Source organism: Acidimicrobiia bacterium (assembly GCA_041393965.1).
Classification (GTDB): Bacteria; Actinomycetota; Acidimicrobiia; order Spongiisociales; family UBA5794; genus UBA5794.
Genome location: JAWKJB010000003.1, coordinates 388,080 through 404,857, shown reverse-complemented (window position 1 = coordinate 404,857; position 16,778 = coordinate 388,080). Strand labels below are relative to the sequence as shown.

At 64.5% G+C, this 16,778-nt stretch carries 16 protein-coding genes; 2 read left to right on the top strand and 14 right to left on the bottom strand.

The window, feature by feature from the left end; translation table 11 throughout:
- Nucleotide 1 precedes the first annotated feature (1 nt).
- From era to lepA, 11 genes are all read right to left on the bottom strand, one after another.
- Nucleotides 2-895, bottom strand: coding sequence for a GTPase Era (gene era, locus R2823_10660; GenBank protein MEZ5176643.1), 894 nt, complete (start codon nt 893-895; stop codon nt 2-4).
- Nucleotides 892-2,067: a hemolysin family protein gene (locus R2823_10655; protein ID MEZ5176642.1), complete on the bottom strand. Its 1,176-nt coding sequence runs from the start codon at nt 2,065-2,067 to the stop codon at nt 892-894. The genes era and R2823_10655 overlap by 4 nt, the downstream gene beginning before the upstream one ends.
- Entirely contained in the window at nt 2,064-2,528 is a 465-nt protein-coding gene (gene ybeY / locus R2823_10650; GenBank protein ID MEZ5176641.1) for an rRNA maturation RNase YbeY, read from the bottom strand. The genes R2823_10655 and ybeY overlap by 4 nt, the downstream gene beginning before the upstream one ends.
- Nucleotides 2,525-4,798: an HDIG domain-containing protein gene (locus R2823_10645; protein MEZ5176640.1), complete on the bottom strand. Its 2,274-nt coding sequence runs from the start codon at nt 4,796-4,798 to the stop codon at nt 2,525-2,527. The genes ybeY and R2823_10645 overlap by 4 nt, the downstream gene beginning before the upstream one ends.
- Entirely contained in the window at nt 4,795-5,715 is a 921-nt protein-coding gene (locus tag R2823_10640) for a PhoH family protein (GenBank protein ID MEZ5176639.1), read from the bottom strand. Before R2823_10640 ends, R2823_10645 begins: the two co-directional genes overlap by 4 nt.
- A gap of 156 nt (nt 5,716-5,871) precedes the next feature.
- Nucleotides 5,872-6,324, bottom strand: a complete 453-nt coding sequence (locus tag R2823_10635) for a helix-turn-helix domain-containing protein (GenBank protein ID MEZ5176638.1) — start codon at nt 6,322-6,324, stop codon at nt 5,872-5,874.
- A gap of 104 nt (nt 6,325-6,428) precedes the next feature.
- Nucleotides 6,429-7,073 (bottom strand): RsmE family RNA methyltransferase, encoded by a 645-nt coding sequence (locus tag R2823_10630; GenBank protein MEZ5176637.1) that lies wholly within the window; start codon nt 7,071-7,073, stop codon nt 6,429-6,431.
- Nucleotides 7,070-8,164, bottom strand: coding sequence for a molecular chaperone DnaJ (gene dnaJ, locus R2823_10625; protein MEZ5176636.1), 1,095 nt, complete (start codon nt 8,162-8,164; stop codon nt 7,070-7,072). Before dnaJ ends, R2823_10630 begins: the two co-directional genes overlap by 4 nt.
- Entirely contained in the window at nt 8,161-9,159 is a 999-nt protein-coding gene (hrcA, locus tag R2823_10620) for a heat-inducible transcriptional repressor HrcA (GenBank protein MEZ5176635.1), read from the bottom strand. The genes dnaJ and hrcA overlap by 4 nt, the downstream gene beginning before the upstream one ends.
- 9 nt (nt 9,160-9,168) lie before the next feature.
- Nucleotides 9,169-10,359, bottom strand: a complete 1,191-nt coding sequence (gene hemW / locus R2823_10615; protein MEZ5176634.1) for a radical SAM family heme chaperone HemW — start codon at nt 10,357-10,359, stop codon at nt 9,169-9,171.
- A complete protein-coding gene (gene lepA, locus R2823_10610) occupies nt 10,352-12,154 on the bottom strand; it encodes a translation elongation factor 4 (GenBank protein MEZ5176633.1) in 1,803 nt (600 codons plus the stop codon). Before lepA ends, hemW begins: the two co-directional genes overlap by 8 nt.
- A gap of 125 nt (nt 12,155-12,279) precedes the next feature.
- On the opposite strand from lepA, the gene rpsT reads away from it, so the two are divergent.
- Nucleotides 12,280-12,546: a 30S ribosomal protein S20 gene (gene rpsT / locus R2823_10605; protein ID MEZ5176632.1), complete on the top strand. Its 267-nt coding sequence runs from the start codon at nt 12,280-12,282 to the stop codon at nt 12,544-12,546.
- Between the two features lie 9 nt (nt 12,547-12,555).
- The gene (gene greA, locus R2823_10600; protein ID MEZ5176631.1) at nt 12,556-13,035 is read left to right on the top strand and encodes a transcription elongation factor GreA; all 480 of its coding nucleotides are present in this window, start codon (nt 12,556-12,558) and stop codon (nt 13,033-13,035) included.
- A gap of 20 nt (nt 13,036-13,055) precedes the next feature.
- Here greA and R2823_10595 read toward each other — a convergent pair whose 3' ends face one another.
- From R2823_10595 to R2823_10585, 3 genes are read right to left on the bottom strand one after another with little or no spacing between them, the layout of a single operon-like run.
- Nucleotides 13,056-14,036, bottom strand: a complete 981-nt coding sequence (locus tag R2823_10595; GenBank protein MEZ5176630.1) for a hypothetical protein — start codon at nt 14,034-14,036, stop codon at nt 13,056-13,058.
- 4 nt (nt 14,037-14,040) lie between these two features.
- Nucleotides 14,041-16,191: a ComEC/Rec2 family competence protein gene (locus R2823_10590; GenBank protein ID MEZ5176629.1), complete on the bottom strand. Its 2,151-nt coding sequence runs from the start codon at nt 16,189-16,191 to the stop codon at nt 14,041-14,043.
- The gene (locus R2823_10585; GenBank protein ID MEZ5176628.1) at nt 16,188-16,760 is read right to left on the bottom strand and encodes a ComEA family DNA-binding protein; all 573 of its coding nucleotides are present in this window, start codon (nt 16,758-16,760) and stop codon (nt 16,188-16,190) included. The genes R2823_10590 and R2823_10585 overlap by 4 nt, the downstream gene beginning before the upstream one ends.
- Between the last annotated feature and the right edge of the window lie 18 nt (nt 16,761-16,778).

Sequence of the window (16,778 nt, the reverse complement as noted above, 5' to 3'; positions counted from 1 at the left end):
CTCAGAACCCGAGCCGATCGAGCATCGCATCGGTTTCCTGCCAGTCACGGGCAACCTTGACACGCAGATCGAGGAACACCCGGGTCCCGAACAAGCGTTCGAGGTCGGAGCGCGCTGCCGTGCCGACATCACGCACCATCGTCCCGCCCTTCCCGATCACCATGCCCTTCTGCGACTCCCGTTCCACATAGGCGGTCGCGACGATCTCGAGCAGACCGTCGGGACGCTGCTCCATGTCGTCCACCACCACTGCGAGCGCATGCGGCAGCTCGTCGTGGAGTCTCGACAGGTACTTCTCACGGATGAGTTCGCCAGCCGTGAATCGATCCGGTTGGTCGGTCACCGCGTCGGTAGGGAAAAAGAATGGGCCGGGTCCGAGGCGTTCTGCAAGCTCGTCGACGATGATGGCGGTGCCGTCCTGCTTCAACGCCGACACCGGGACATAGGCCCCGAATCCCCACTCGGCGGCTTCGGTGAGCCGCTGAGCGATCTGTTCCCGATCCGCACGGTCCACCTTGTTCACGACGACGATCGCCGGTGTACCTGCGGCAATGAGCCGCTCGGCGATCAAGCGGTCCCCCGGACCGACCGGCTGGGTGGCGTCGATGACGAACATGATGGCATCGGCGTCGGCGAGGGACGCTTCCACGAGCGCGTTGAGCCGTCTCCCAAGGGCGGTCTTGGGCTTGTGGAGGCCGGGCGTGTCGACCAGGACGATCTGGAATCCTTCCGCCTCGTCGGTGAGGACGCCCCTGATGGTGTTGCGTGTTGTCTGTGGTCGCGGCGAGGTGATCGCGACCTTGTCACCGACGAGGGCGTTGACGAGGGTCGACTTGCCCACATTGGGACGGCCGACAACCGCGACGAACCCGGATCGTGTTTCGGTGTCGGTCACGCCCGACCGACCCGCACCTTCTCGACGCGCCTTCCCCGGACCGACATCGGCGTGAAGGTCAGCCCGTCGTGGTCGAAGGACTCACCTTCCTCGGGGACCCTGCCTGCGAGTTCGAGCACGAGGCCGCCGACGGTGTCCCACTCGTCTGATGGCAGCTCGGTGCCAACGAGAGCCGCCAGTTCACCCACCCCGAGCCGTGCGTCAACGATGAACGACCCACCGTCTTCGATGATCATCGGCTCCTCCTTGTCGTACTCGTCGGCGATCTCCCCGACGATCTCCTCAACGAGATCCTCGATGGTCACGATGCCTGCCGTGCTGCCGAACTCGTCGACGACGATCGCCATGTGCTGTTGCATGGACTGCATTGCACGCAGCAGCTCGGAGATCCGCATCGTTTCGGGAACAAAGAACGCGTCGTGACAGACCTGATCGGTCCGCCGGGGTTCGGCTTCGCGATCGAACAACTCCAGCAGGTCGCGCGAGTACAGCACCCCGAGCACCTGGTCCACGCCTTCACCCGTCACGGGGATCCTCGAGCGTCCCGACGAGAGGACGAGGTCGACGGCATCGTCCGTCGACGCAGAACCCGGGATCGTGACCATGTCCGTTCGCGGCACCATGACTTCGCGCACAATCGTTTCGGTGAACTCGAGAATCGACCGTATGAGGACTTTTTCCTGAGCGTCTGCTGCTTGCTGGTCCTCGACAACATCCTCGTCGTCGACCTCGGAGATGAGGTCGCCTGCGAACTCACCGAAGCGAATGGCGATCGAAAGCGGCCGTGAAAGCCGGTACGCGAGTGTTCCGGGACGGACCTGACCGAGCCTTCTCGGAACGATGTCGATGGCCATCAACAGCGTGGCGGCCATCACCAGCAACGCCAGCCCAAGCTCTGCCCCCCTCAGCGTATCGGTGATTGCCCATGTCAAGGGAATCACCGCAACCACCGCGAGGAAGGTGATAGTGGTTCCAAGCGCAGGTTGAACTCTTGCCCTGTTCTCGAGGAGGACAGCGACCCGCTCGGCACCGTTGACACCAGCCGCGACGGCCTTGAGGGCATCGGCGCGAGCGGTTCGCACAAGGCTTGCGCCGCCAGCGCGAAGGATCGCCGCGGTTCCCGCGATGACGAGCGCACCAGCAACGCCGACGACGATCCCGACATCGGTCATGGCCGTCTCACCATGCCGACACGCCCGAGGTGGTCCGCCTCGCGCTGTTCCATCCGTTCTGCGTCCTCGGTGGTTTCGTGATCCCAGCCGAGGAGATGCAGGAGGCCGTGGCACACCATCAGGTGCAGCTCGGTGGAGAAATCGACACCGTATTCGTCTGCATGCTGATGGACCACATGGGTAGCTATGAATATATCGCCGAGATCGAGTGGAGGGGCGCCTGGAAGGCGCTTCGGTGGGTTCCCGGGCTCTGCGTCCTCGATCGGGAACGCGAGCACATCGGTCGGACCCGACCTTCCGAGGTGGGTTTCGTTGAGTTCCGCGATCTCGTCGTTCGAAACGAGCCGGATGGTGACGGCTGCCGAATCGTCGAGCCCCTCGCCGTCGAGGATCGCCTGCGCGAACCGAGTGAGTGCATCCAGATCGATCTCGTCGTTTGGGCCCTTCACCGTTGCCGTCATGCGGTTTGATCGGCATCCGCGGTCGGGAAGTCCGGGTACTCGACCCGAACATGGTAGTAGCCGGCAAGGGCGTTGACGATCTCGGCCTTGATGACCGTCAGTTCTCCGAAGGTCAGGGACGATCGGTCGAACTGGCCGTCGTCGAGTTTCTCGGCGACGATCGAGTCGACAAGTTTCGCCAGTCCGATCTCGGTCGGCTGTTCGGCTTGGGCATAAGCGCGAGCCGCGGCCTCGGTTGCGTCCGAGATCATGACAATGGCCATCTCGCGGCGTCGCGGCTTCTCCCCAGCATGGCGGAAGAGGTCCGGGTCGACATCCTCGTCAGTCTTGAGCGCCTTGTGGTAGAAGTAGCGCATGAGGCTCGTGCCGTGATGCATGAGAATCCCGGCCGCGACATCGTCGGGGATTCGGTATTGGCGGGCGAGCTCAAGGCCGTCGGAAACATGCTGGCGGATGATCGATGCCGACTCCTGTGGATCGAGCTCATCGTGGGGGTTGTAACCGAGCTGGTTCTCGACGAAGTATTGGGGGTTCTTCGTCTTGCCGAGGTCGTGGTACCACGCAGCGGCCTGCGCAAGAAGCGGGTCGGCGCCGATTGCCCTCGCCGCCCTCCCTGCGAGCGAGCCGACAAGCATCGAGTGGTTGAAGGTCCCGGGCGCCTGCTCCTCGAGGACTTGAAGGGCGGGATGGTTGCGGTCGAGCAGGTCCAGCAGGGTCATCGTCGTCGTGACCCCGAAGGCGGTCTCGAGGAACGACACAAGTCCCTGGCCGAGGAAGCCACCAACGACCGCACCGGCGAGGGCCCACGCGAGCGACTCGAGTGCGTCAGCGCCGGTGGCCCCGGGAAAGAACACGAGTTCGAGCCCAGCGGCGAGCGGTGCGACGACCGCAGCCGAGCCGAGCACCGACAATCGCAGCTGCGACCGAGTCGAGACACTCGACACGAATCCAACCGGGACCGCTGCTGCGATACCGGCGTAGACCGTGAACCCGATATCCCCCGTCGCGACCGCTGTGAAAGCAGCCATCGGAAGCGCGACGAGCAGCGCCGTTCTCTGATCGAACAAGATCGCGGCCATCACACCGATCGCGACGGCGGGCATGATGTAGCCCACCGCGTGGTTGTCGGGCGAGGTAACGAGGTCAGGCACGCGGGCCGCGGCGGCCGCGAGAGAGATGATGATCGCGAGGAGGGCCATGTCGCGAGGTCGTTCGAGGTGGGAAGGTGCGATACGCCACAGCAGGAATGCGGCAAGCAGGACGCTGAGTGCCGTCACCAGTACCATGGCCCACGGTGACACGCCCTGTTCGATCTCCGGCTCGTAGAGACCGAGCTCTTGGATCGCGGCCACCTGCACCGCGGTGAGTACATCTCCCTCGCGTGCGATCGGTTCTCCGATCGAGTACGAGGTCGTTTGCACGGGAACCGCGTCACGCGCAAGTTGCTTGTTGATCTCCCACTGTGTCTCGTCGACGACCTCGTTCACCTGGAGCCGCCGCGCGACGAGTGAACCGAGTGCTTCGTGGGTGATCGGAACATCCTCCTCCGGGATTCCGACGATCGAGATCGGTGGCCGGGTCGCCGACGCGAGGTACTTGCTCTGTACGGTGTTGAGATCCGAGGTTCGTATCCCTTCGGTCAGCTCATCGGACGCCCATCCGGTTGCGGTTGCCTGCATGTCGGGGAACACCGACGCCTCACCGTCTGCAACGCGATCGAGATCCTTGTCGTGGAGGTAGACGAACTGGGCGATGGTGTCCTCGGTGAGGATCGCGTGGGTTGCCATCAGTCGCGAGACCTGGTCTTCAGCGTCACGACGGGGCAGCGTCGTGGTGGTGGTTGTCGTCGGGACCGTGGTCGTCGACGATGTGGACGATGTCGTGTCCCCTGCGATCGTCGTGGTCACATCGATGGTCGTTGTGGTCGTCGGTGGAGGAGCCGGAAGGAAGGCCCCATCGTCGAGATCGGAGAAGAACAGGATGATGTCGTTGATCACATTCTGCGAAGTCGTCTGGTTGATTGTGTACGGCGCCGGCTCGTTGATCTCGGCTTGTGTTCGAGCTTGCTCGGTCTTGGCGTCGTCTGGGATCTCGGAGGTCGATCGGTCGGCGTAGAAGTCCTGTGGCGATCGCTCCCCCTCGGCGATCACGGCTGGGACATCGGTCACCTGCTCATATCCGAATATCAGGATCCCGGACGAGATCACCACGGTGAGGGCGACGAGGAACACACTCACAGCCGAGTGGTGCCGGTCGATGAACGAGCTCATCGGCGCTGCTCGGACTCGTACCGCGCGTAGGCATCGACGATCGCAGCGACGATCCGGTGGCGCACGACATCGTCACCGGTCAACTCAACGAAGCCGACCCCATCGACTCGTTGGAGCACCCGGCGCACCACCGCAAGGCCCGATGGGCGCCCGTCGGCGAGGTCCATCTGCGTCACATCCCCCGTCACGATCATCTTCGAGTTGAAACCGAGCCGGGTCAGGAACATCTTCATCTGCTCTTGCGTCGTGTTCTGCGCCTCGTCGAGCACCACGAACGCGTCGTTCAGCGTGCGGCCGCGCATATAGGCGAGCGGTGCGATCTCGATCGTGCCCTGATCCATCAGCCGGCCGGTCTCTTCGGGGCCGAGCATCTCGTACAACGCGTCGTACAACGGACGCAGGTACGGATCGACCTTCGCGGCGAGGTCCCCTGGGAGGAAGCCGAGACGCTCCCCCGCTTCGACGGCGGGACGCGACAAGATGATGCGACGAACGGCACCCGACACGAGGGCTTCGACGGCACACGCCATCGCCAGATAGGTCTTCCCGGTTCCGGCGGGTCCGATGCCGAACACCATCGTGTTCTCGCGGATCGAATCCACATAGCCCTTCTGCCCGAGCGTCTTGGCCCGGACGACCTTGCCGCGGCCGACCGCAATCGAGTCGGTGAACACACCCGATGGCTTCGGGACATCGGCCCGCACCATCTCGATGACACGATCGACGCGCTCGGCGTCGAGCGACTGGCCCTCCTGGACGAGGACCAGCAGTTCCTCGATGACCGTGTACGCCATCTCGGCTTCGCGGTTGTCCCCGGTGATGTCGATCTCATTGCCTCGGGCAACCACCCGCGCGCGTGGGAACGCGTTCTCGACGCGTCTGAGGTGCGCGTCCCGGTTCCCCAATAGTTCGATCATGAGGTGATTCGAAGGAACACGCACCCGTGAGTCTGTGTCAGGCGGATAGGTCAATGCCTACGGTCCTGTCTGCTGGCAGATACGGGAACGCTCAAAGAGCGTGGCCGGAGTATATCCCCCGGACCCTGATAGGCCGGGGAAACGGACAGGCGCCGATCAGGGACGCTGCATGATCTGATCGACGAGGTCGGCATCGGCGAGATCCAGCAGCGTTGCGAGGAGCGCCACATCCGAACCGCGTATCGTGAGCACTCGTCCGTTGAAGTCCTGGCGTTGGATCTGGATCTTTTTGAGGAAACGGTCGATGGCGGCACCGGTCGTCGAGTCGAGCGCTTCGACCCTCGACAGATCGATGGTGACGCCTTCCGACATCGGAGGAGCTGTCTCCTCACGGTCCTCGTCCGGCAGCAGCTGTGCGATCGGAACGCGGTACCAGGAGGCGAGACGATGGAGCCTTGGCACCGAAATGGCCCGTTCACCACGCTCGTACGCCCCGAGGACCGCTGCTTTGAACTCGCCCCCGGTGTCGCGGTGGACATCCTGGAGGGACATGCCGAGTTGCACACGGATGGCCCGGAGACGCTCACCGACCCGTTCGTTGTAGTCCATCTCTCCTCCATCACGCAGCACATCACGCCACGGACCGTGCTTGCGAGAATACTCTCCGTGCCGTGATTTGGACGCATCACTCGTGGCTTCATCATAACGGTTTGCTACCTGCCGTGGAGGATGATCCCAGCCGCGACGACGGCCGCCGTCTCGACACGAAGGATCTGGGAACCGAGGGATATTGCGCTCCGACCGTCTCGTTCGGCATTGGACCAGCCGCCCTCGGGCCCCACCGCCAGCATGATCGGACCCGTGTCGTCGAAGTGCGCGATCGGCTCCCCGTCCGGGTCACACAGGAGCGGGTTCTCGAGGTCGGCGAGCCGTACCGGACCGTTGACCTCAACGAGCCACGCTCCCCGCGACTGCTCGATGGCGGCCTTGCGCCACGCCGCCACTCGGGCATCGCTCGGGGGCTTGCCCTCACCGTGGTCGGTGTCAAGCCACATGAGGCGACGGACCCCGATTTCCTGGACCTTCTCGACAAGGAACCTTGCGCGGTCACGCTGCCGGGGCGGGGCTACGGCAACCGTCAGGTCACGCGGTCGGGGGACCTCGGACTCGGTCCCTCGAGCCACGACTCTCCCTTCGAGCCGTCCGTGTCCGACTCGGCCGGCGCCGTCGGTGTACGAGACGGTGTCCCCGTCTGAGAGTCGGAGCACCCGTGTCAGGTGCGCAAGGTCGGCAGCTTCGAGTTCGAACGCTCCGTGTCCCCACTCGCCGGGTACGAGCAGATGAGGCAGGTGTCTCATCGACGGAACAGGCCGCGCTTTCTCGCCGCGGGCTCCTCGCCGCGGAGGTTCCCGTAGCTGCGAAGCAGGTCCTCCTGCTCGTCGTCGAGGTCCGTCGGAACGGCGACCTCGACATGCACGAGCATGTCGCCCCGACCACGCCGTTGGAGGCGTGGCACACCTTGCTTCCCGAGTCGATAGATCGTCTCGGGCTGGGTCCCTGCCGGTATGTCGAGGGATTCGGTGCCACCATCGAGCAGCGGAACCTCGATCTCGGCACCGAAGGTGGCTTCCGTAAACCCGATCGTGACCCGGTGGTGGAGGTCATCACCCACCCGTTGGAATCTCGGATCGTCGGCAACCCTGATCTCGACATAGGCATCGCCGCCTGGGGCTCCTCGTTGACCGGCAGCACCCTTCCCGGTGAGGCGGAGTCGCGTGCCGGTGTCCACACCTGCAGGAACATCGACGGTGAGCGTTCGCTCCCCGCGATGGCGCCCCTCTCCCCGACAGTCATCGCACGGATCGTCGATGCGGTTGCCGGTTCCCGAGCAGTCCGGGCAGTCCTGAACCGACATCATCGTGCCGAGCATGGTTTGGCGGGCGGCTTGCACCCGACCCTGGCCGCCACAGGTCGAGCAGGTGACCGGCGTCGTGCCGGGTGCTGCCCCGGTTGCCGAGCAGGTCGAACAGGCGATGTCTGCAACGAACGAGACCTCACGCTGCGTCCCGAACGCTGCATCCGCGAGGTCGAGGTCGATGCGTATGGCGATGTCGCTGCCGCGCGATGGCCCTCGGCGGCCGCCTCCTCCGAAGCCTCCGAACCCACCGAAGCTCCCGCCGAAGAACTGCTGGAGGATGTCCTCGAGTCCTCCGAACTGGCTGAAGAGGTCTTGTCCTCGGAAGGTCTCGCCCCGGTCGTACCGTGCGCGCTTTTGCGCATCGGACAGCACCTCGTAGGCCTCTGCGATGTCCCGGAAACGCTCCTCGGCTGTCGGGTCGTCCGGGTTCGCATCCGGATGGGTTTCCCGTGCGAGCTTCCGGAAGGATCGCTTGATCTCATCGGAGGACGCGTCGCGCGAGACGCCGAGAATGTTGTAGTAGTCCTTCATTCGTCGGCCCCAAGCTGTCCCTTGAGGCTCTCCGACACCTTTTCGACGACCCGGATCGTCCGCCGGTAGTTCATGCGCATCGGACCGATGACGCCGATCTGGCCGGTTGCGCCCGACGCCATTTCGTAGGTTGTCGACACCACGGCGAGATCGTCGACATCTCCCACATCGGGCCCGAACCGGACCTGGGTGCCGCCCGCATCGTCGCTCACGAGGTCGACGAGCGATGCTTGTTGATCGATCAGCTCGAGAAGCCGCTGCACCATCGTCAGATCGTTCCACAGCGACACCATCTGGGCAGTCCCACCCACATAGACCTCACGATGCTGATCTCCCGCCGTCGCGAGCTTGCTCGTGACCGGAGTGATCACCCTCCGCACGACGGCCGATACTTCCGACACCTGGAGTTTGTCCTTTGCCGGATCGTCAAGCGACCGACCTTCGTAGGCGGCCGCGATCAGACGCTCGGCGGACTCGAGCGTGTCACGGTCGGGAACGACCCCGACATCGACGAACTCCTGATGGACGCGGCCGTCGTCGGCGACCGCGACCGCGAGCACGACGCTGCCACCGATACCGATGAGGCGGACCTCACGAACGGTGTCGTTCAGCCGTACGGGACCGACCACCACCGACGGATAGGTCGTGAGGTCGCTCACGAAGGTCGAGGTTTCCCTGAGCAGGTCGGAGACCTGCCGGTGGACATCGTGGAAGAACGAATCGATCCGGTGCCGGGTCGCTTCGCGCAGCTTCGACGGGGCGAGGTGATCCACATAGAATCGGTACCCCTGGTGGGTCGGGACTCGGCCCGACGAAGTATGGGGCTGGGCGACGAAACCGTACGATTCCAAGCGCGCGAGGTCGTTGCGCACCGTTGCGGAACTCACATCGAGTCCGCTCCGCGTCAGCACGGACTGGGAACTCACCGGCTCCCCCGTTCGGATGTACTCCTCGACGAGGGCCTTGAGGACCCGCGATCGTCGGTTGTCGAGCATCATGGGAAGTTAGCAATCGGATGCCGAGACTGATAACGCTTCGCGGATGACCGTGTCCGCAAGCATGGGTCTTGGGGCAACGAGCCTGCCGTCGGCGATCGTCAGAAGACCCGCATCAGCGAGCCGCTGCCCGGGGTCCGACTCCCAGAATCGCTGCGCGGTCTTGGTCATGCGGGCTCCGCAGGCGAGGCGTAGCCCGAGCATCAAGGCGTCGCGTTCTGCGTCGGTTGCGTCGAGTACCTCCGATCCGAGGCGGGGCCGGATCCCTGCCTCGACGGCATCGAGGTAGCGGTCGAGTCGGCGGTGGTTACGGGATCGGGTTCCTGCGATGTGGTCGTGGGCAGCCATCCCGAATCCGAGGTATTCCCCGTGTGCCCAAGTGGATAGGTTGTAGCGACACGCATGCCCCGCGCGGGCGTGGTTCGAGACCTCGTATCGAACGAACCCTTCGGGTTCTGCGAGGGACAGGAATCGGTGGTAGCGGTCGGCCTGCACATCGTCATCGGGCCCTGTAGCCCCTCCTTGGACTTGGCGTGCCAGCAGCGTGCCGGGTTCCACGGTGAGCGCATAGGTCGAGAGATGGTCGGAGTCGAGGCTGAGTGCTCTGCGCACCGTGAGCTCCCACGAGGTGTCCGACTCCGCGGGATGGCCGAAGATCAGGTCGAGCGAGACTGACGAGAACCCTGCTTCGCGTGCGGTGTGGACGGCTCGGTCGATGTCGTCGGGTGTATGACTTCGGCCGAGAGCCGACAGCACCGATTCATCGAACGACTGCGCACCGAACGAGACGCGGTTGAATCCCGCAGCGACGAGCTCGCTTGCCATCGATTCGTCCCAGTCCTCGGGGTTGGCCTCGAGCGAGATCTCGATGTCGTGCCTCGCATCGTGTCGGTCGATCACATGCTCGACGATGCGCTTGAGCATGACCGGGGGAAGGCGGGTGGGCGTTCCGCCCCCGACATTGATCGCGTCGAGTCGGCCGATGCCGGATTCCATCTCGATCTCGGCCAGAACCGACGCAACATAGCGATCGACCTCCGTTCGTCCCCGAGATGATTCATCGACGATCGCGAAGTCACAGTACGGGCATCGGCGAAGACAGAACGGAATGTGGATGTAGGCCGACTTCCATGTGGCTGCGCAGTCAGCGAGGACAGGGCTGTCGGGGCGGACCTGCGGTTGCTTACGCGGATCACTCATCCCCGATGGTGAGGGCCGCAACAAAGGCCTCCTGGGGGACCTCGACGGATCCGACCATCTTCATCCGCTTCTTGCCTTCCTTCTGGCGCTCGAGCAACTTGCGTTTTCGGGTGATGTCGCCCCCGTAGCACTTGGCCGTGACATCCTTGCGCCGTGCCTTGATGGTCTCGCGCGAGATGATCCGCGAACCGACAGCCGCCTGCACAGGGACATCGAACATCTGGCGTGGGATGAGCTCGCGGAGCCGCTTCACCATCGCCCTGCCGTAGGTCGACGCCTTGTCCTTGTGGACGATCGTCGAGAACGCATCGACCGGCTGGCTGTTGAGCAGGATGTCGACCCGCACGAGATCCGAGACCCGGTACTCGTCGGGTTCGTAGTCGAGTGACGCGTAGCCTCGCGTCCGGGATTTGAGCTGGTCGAAGAAGTCAAACACGATCTCGGCAAGGGGAACGATGTAGTGCAACTCGACCCGTTCAGGGCTCAGGTAGGTCATGTCCCCCATCTCTCCCCGTTTCGCCTGGATCAGGTCCATCACGGTGCCGATGTACGCAGATGGGGTGATGATCATGACCTTCACATAGGGCTCCTCGATGGAGACGATCGACGCCGTCGCGGGCAGGTCTTGGGGACTGTGGACGATCACCTGTTTCCCGTCGGTCGTGTTGGCCAGATACTCGACCGATGGCGCGGTCGTGACGAGGTCGAGGTCGTACTCTCGTTCGAGGCGCTCCCGGACGATCTCCATGTGGAGGAGGCCGAGGAAGCCGCAGCGGAAACCGAACCCGAGCGCCCGAGAGGTCTCAGCCTGATAGACCAACGAGGAGTCGTTGAGCCGAAGCTTGTCGAGGGCCTCACGGAGGCGTTCGAAATCGTCGCCGTCGGTGGGAAACAGGCCAGAGAACACCATCGGCTTCGGCTCACCGTAGCCCGCGAGGGGCTCGGTGGCGGGTCGGTCCACATGGGTGACGGTGTCGCCGACCCTGATCAGGTCGATGTCTTTGACCCCGGTCACGAGATAGCCGACCTCGCCAGCGTTCAGGCGCCCGGTCGGCTCGATCGTCGGATGTCGGACGCCGATCTCGTCGACCTCGAGCGCTTCGTTCCGCGCCATCAGCCGAATGGCGTCACCGTGGCCGATCGTGCCGTCCACCACGCGCAGAAGACTGACGACCCCACGGTAGGTGTCGTAATACGAGTCGAACACCAGCGCACGGAGCGGTCCGTCCGGATCGCCATTGGGAGGCGGCAGGCGCTGGACGATCGCTTCGAGAAGCTCTGCGACGCCAGCACCCGACTTCGCCGAGACCTGAACCGTTTCGTCCGGCGAGCCGCCAAGGACCGCCGCGATCTCGTCCGAGACGCGACCCGGCTCGGCAGCAGGCAGATCGATCTTGTTCACGACCGGGATGATCTCGAGGCCGCTGTCGATGGCGAGATACGCGTTCGCGAGGGTCTGTGCCTCGACCCCCTGGCACGCATCGACGAGCAGGAGCGCGCCTTCACACGCGGCAAGGCTGCGAGAGACCTCATAGGAGAAATCGACATGGCCCGGCGTGTCGATGAGGTTCAGCTCGTAGGTCTCGCCGTCGAGTGCCTCGTAGTCGATGCGTACCGCATTGGCCTTGATCGTGATCCCCCGTTCACGCTCGATGTCCATCTCGTCGAGGAGCTGCGCTCGCATCTCGCGCTCGGAGATCGCGCCGGTGCGCTCGAGGAGCCGATCGGCGAGCGTCGACTTCCCGTGGTCGATGTGGGCGATGATGCTGAAGTTGCGGATACGCGACTGATCCATCGAGTTCTCCGGTGGACTCTCCGGTGGACGAGGGGTGGCAGCGCCACAGATCGAGTGTACCGTTTGAGCGTCCGGCTGCTATCCTGCGGTCGATCCCGTCACACCTCACGAGGTTCTCTTTCCCCATGGCAAACATCAAGTCCCAAATCAAGCGCAATCGCCAGAACACTCGCGCGAACGAGCGCAACCGGGCCGTTCGCTCCGAGTTGCGCACATGGACGAAGCGTACCGTCGAGGCTGCTGAAGCTGGCGACGCCGCCGAGGCCACGAGGCTGCTGTCCACGACGCAGAAGCGGATCGACATGGCCGTCACCAAGGGCGTCCTGCACAAGGCGACCGCGGCGCGGCGCAAGTCCCGCCTCATGGCCCGGGTTCATTCGATCCTGGCGTAGGAACACCTCATGACCGGTAGCGCACACAAGTGGATGACCCCTGCTGCACTCCAGAAGCTTCAGGACGAATACGACCACCTCACCACGGACGGTCGACAAGAAGTCGTCCGCAGAATCGCCGAAGCGCGAGAGCACGGAGACTTGAAGGAAAACGGCGAGTACGACGCGGCGAAGAACGAGCAGGGCCTCATGGAGGCACGGATCCGTGAGCTGCGCCACCTCATCGACAACGCGGTCGTCGAGCCCGTCCCCGACTCCGGTGCCGTCGAGATCGGCACCGTTGCAACGGTGGTCGACGACGACGGTGACGAACTCGCGTTCTTCGTCGCGCCGGCGGAGAACCGCGTCGATGGGATGCTGCTCGCATCCCCCGACTCACCGCTCGGCGCTGCACTTCTCGGAGCGCGCCCCGGCCAGGATGTCACTTTCGACGCGCCTGGCGGAACCTTCACCTACCGAGTGACGCAGGTTCACACCTACGAGGGCTGATCAGCCCACCGTTGACGCAGTCAGCGGGCCATCCAACGGGACATTGCGACGGTCAGGCGTTCCATCGTGACGCGGTGCGTTGCCTCTGGCTGCGTCTTGAGGGTCAGATCCGCTCTGGCTAGCGCTCGGACACAGCTCGCGAGGGCTTCACCGTTGGCGCGGGTTCGTCCCTCCCACACCTTCTTCGTCGCGTATGAAGCTGGATTGGCCCGCGCCCATGTGGCGAAGGTGTCGTAGTCGGGGGCAACGGCGGCGAGCGAACGACGCCGCACCTCCCCCTCGAGATACGACAACAGGATCAACGGGTGGTTATGCTCGAGATAGTCGGCAAGTCGCCGCAATGCCTGCGTGTGGTTCCCGGTCATGATGGCATCACCGAGCAGCCACACCGGCTCGTTCGGGCGGTTGTCGATCGTGGCAGCAATCGCTTCGGCCTCGATCGTCGATCCTGAGATCGCGAGGGAGTCGATGGCTCGCCGCATCGCCGCCTGGTTCGCTCCGAAGTGCTTGACGAGCTCGTCGCGCGCAGCGGCATCGATCCGGAGGCGGTGTTGCTTTGCGTACTCGTTGAGCCACCGAAGCGAGTCCTGCGTTCGCAACGCCCTGAGCGAAACGATGTTATCGCTTCCGATTGTCTTCTTCAGCGCGGCGGGCATGGCACCCGAGGAGGCAAACACGGCAACGACCTGATCAGGGTCGGCAACGGCGAGCAGCTCGGCGACCGCCGCCGATTCCGCCTTCAGGAGGTTCTGGGCATCCATGACGAGAACACCGGTCGACCCGCCGAACAGCGACCCGGACTGGAGTGCAGGGACGATCGCGGCGACCTGTTCCCGGATCGTTCCCCCGTCACCGGACGATCCCGCGCCCCTCCCTGGGACATCGATGCGCGTCGGGTTCGCCACCCCGGCTTCGGCGAAGACTTCGGCAGCCATCGCGAGCATCTGCTCGCGTTCGGACGGACCGGCATCCTTCGGTCCCGAGATCCCTTTCCAGCCCATCGCCTCAGCGTACCGTGTCCGTCAGCTCCCGGACTCCCGCCACCGGATCGCTCCCCGGCACGCCACCGCGGAGGAGAATCGAGATGTCGCCTTCAGGTGTTCTCGCAACAGTGACGCCGAGGTCGCCGAGCAGTTCCACAACCGTCGGATGCGGGTGGCCGTAGCGGTTCGGGCCGTACGAAAGGATGGCTCTGTCCCCAACCGTGTCGGCCAGCCAATCGAGATCAGTCGTTGCCGAGCCGTGATGCGGGACAACCATCACCTCCGGGTGCAGCGGCGGGAGTTCATGCTGGGCGACCGCTTCGATATCCCCCGGCAAGAGCACAGAAATCCCGGTGTCGACCATCAGAACGATCGACCCATCATTGTCGGAGGCGAAGCGACGGGATGGTGCCACGACCCGGATCGGTGTGGCGCCAACGGCGAGCCGAGCCCCTGCACGAACCGTCCGAACCGTGATCGCTGCGTCGCGGGCGGCGGTGACGAGGGACGAGTCCGGCGCGTAGGCGCTCACGATCAGGGTCCCGATGCTGTTTGATGCGACCAGGTCGGCAAGTCCCCCTGCATGGTCGTTGTCGTTGTGGGTCACCACGACGGTCTCGATGAACCTGACTCCGTGGCGACGCAACGCCGAGTCGAGCACTCGGGGATCAGAACCGCCATCGATGAGCATCGCCGATCCCGATGGGTCCTGGATGAGGATTGCGTCTCCCTGTCCGACATCGAGAGCCGTGAGCGTGGCGACTCTCGGCCAGGCGATCGACCAAGGAGCGCCCGCGGCAACAACAACGATCACGCCTGCGATCACCAGAGGGCGCACAGCGCGGATCCACAACCCGCCGACGGCAGCCGCCACACAAGTCACCCCGCCAGCACCGAGCTGTGGCCCGTCGGCAGCCATCGCTGCGATCCACAACACGGTCGATCCCCCGAATCTCGCGAGGTGCGCGACGGGAGGGACGATCACTCCGAGAGCCGCCACAACCGTCGAGGCCGCAACGACCGGTCCTGCGAAGAGGTTCGTGACCGGTGCGAACAGCGGAACCGTCCCGAACACGGCGAGGAGCAAGGGACCAACAGCCATCTGGGCACCCACCGTGGCGAACAACGGCACAAACAGCCAGCGGGGCCGGCGACCACGCGCGAGAGCAAGTCCACCGAGGACACCAGCTGTCGCGAGCACGGACAGTTGAAACCCGACCGAAAGGACGAGGTGCCCCGATGCGAGCACCAGAATCGTCACCGCGACGCCGAGTGCCATCCACGGATCAACCGGCACACTCGCCAGGCTCCCAACAAGAGGAACCGCCGCCATCACCCCGGCTCTGATCACCGATGGCTCCCAGCGTGTCACGACCACGAACAGCATCAGACCAACCCCGCCAACAAGGGCCCTCAGTCGCCTGTGGATCGACAGCGGTGCGGTCACGATCCACCACATCGCCAGGAACAGCGACACATTGGAGCCCGACACCGCAACGAAATGCGACAAACCCGCACGACGGAGGTCCTCCGTGTCCGGCGCGAGCATCCGATCGGTGTCACCGGTGAGGAAGCCAGACAGGAGTCCGTCGGCTCGGTGGGCGCCGTTGTAGCGGTCCCGCACGGCACGACGCACGGCGTTGCCGCCGCCAACGAGCGGATTCGGCGATGCGCGAGCGGCAACAACCTCGTCGAGGGTGAAGATCCCTGCGACGAGCTCGTCGGCGATGCGCCGGTGCCCATCGATCAGCGTTCCGAGCGCGGAGACCTCGTGGCCAACCGTGATCTCGTGCGGGAGACGACGGATGCCGATACGCGGCCCATCCCACGCGTGGCCGTCGAGGTCACGGATCACACCAACGGCGATGCCGTGGGTTGTCGTCGAGGCATCCTCCGCGACCTTGAAGGTGATCGCGACCGAACCCGTCGGAATATCAGCGTCGGTGACCGCCTCGGAACGGATCGACGCGAACCACCCGGAGGCGAGCCCAAGTGCACAGAAAACGGCCAGTGTTGCTGCGGGCCGCCACCATCGACCGGCGATCGGCAATACGATGCCGATGGCCATCAGCCCACCGATCGAGCCCTTGATCCCGACGAGGGCGCCGAGCCAGACCGCGCTCGCCGCACCCATGCACCAGCGTGCCGGAATCCCCGGAAGGAGGCGGCTCACGAACTACCGATCGCATCCCTGATTGCTGCGAGCTTCGCCTCACCGATCCCCGGAACATCGAGAAGGTCCTCGATCGTGGCAAAAGCCCCGTGCTGTTCGCGGTACGAAACGATCCGTTGCGCGATGACGGGCCCGATCCCGGGAAGGGTGGCGAGGCCCGTCGCGTCCGCCGTATTGATGTCGATCTTGGTCGGCTCCGACGCTCCCTGCGAGGGGTCATCGGCAACGGACGGGACGACGATCTGGTCCCCGTCGCGAACAGTCGCTGCAATATTCAGCCGTCGCAGATCCGCGTCGAGTGTTGCGCCACCAGCCGCTGCAACCGCGTCCGCAATACGCGAACCGTCGGGAACGGCGACCAAACCGGGATCGAGTACGGACCCTGAGACATGGACCGTGACGATCTGCGAGCTCCCGGGGAAGACATCGGGCGAGGCGGAGGACTCGACAGCCGACGGGGGAACACTATGCCCAACACCGAACCACACGGCAGCACCGACAAGCACGATGGCTGCAACACCAACCGAAGTAACCGATAGGTTCGTCCCGCGCGTGGCCATGGCTTCCATGCCGCTGCGCTCCTGTCG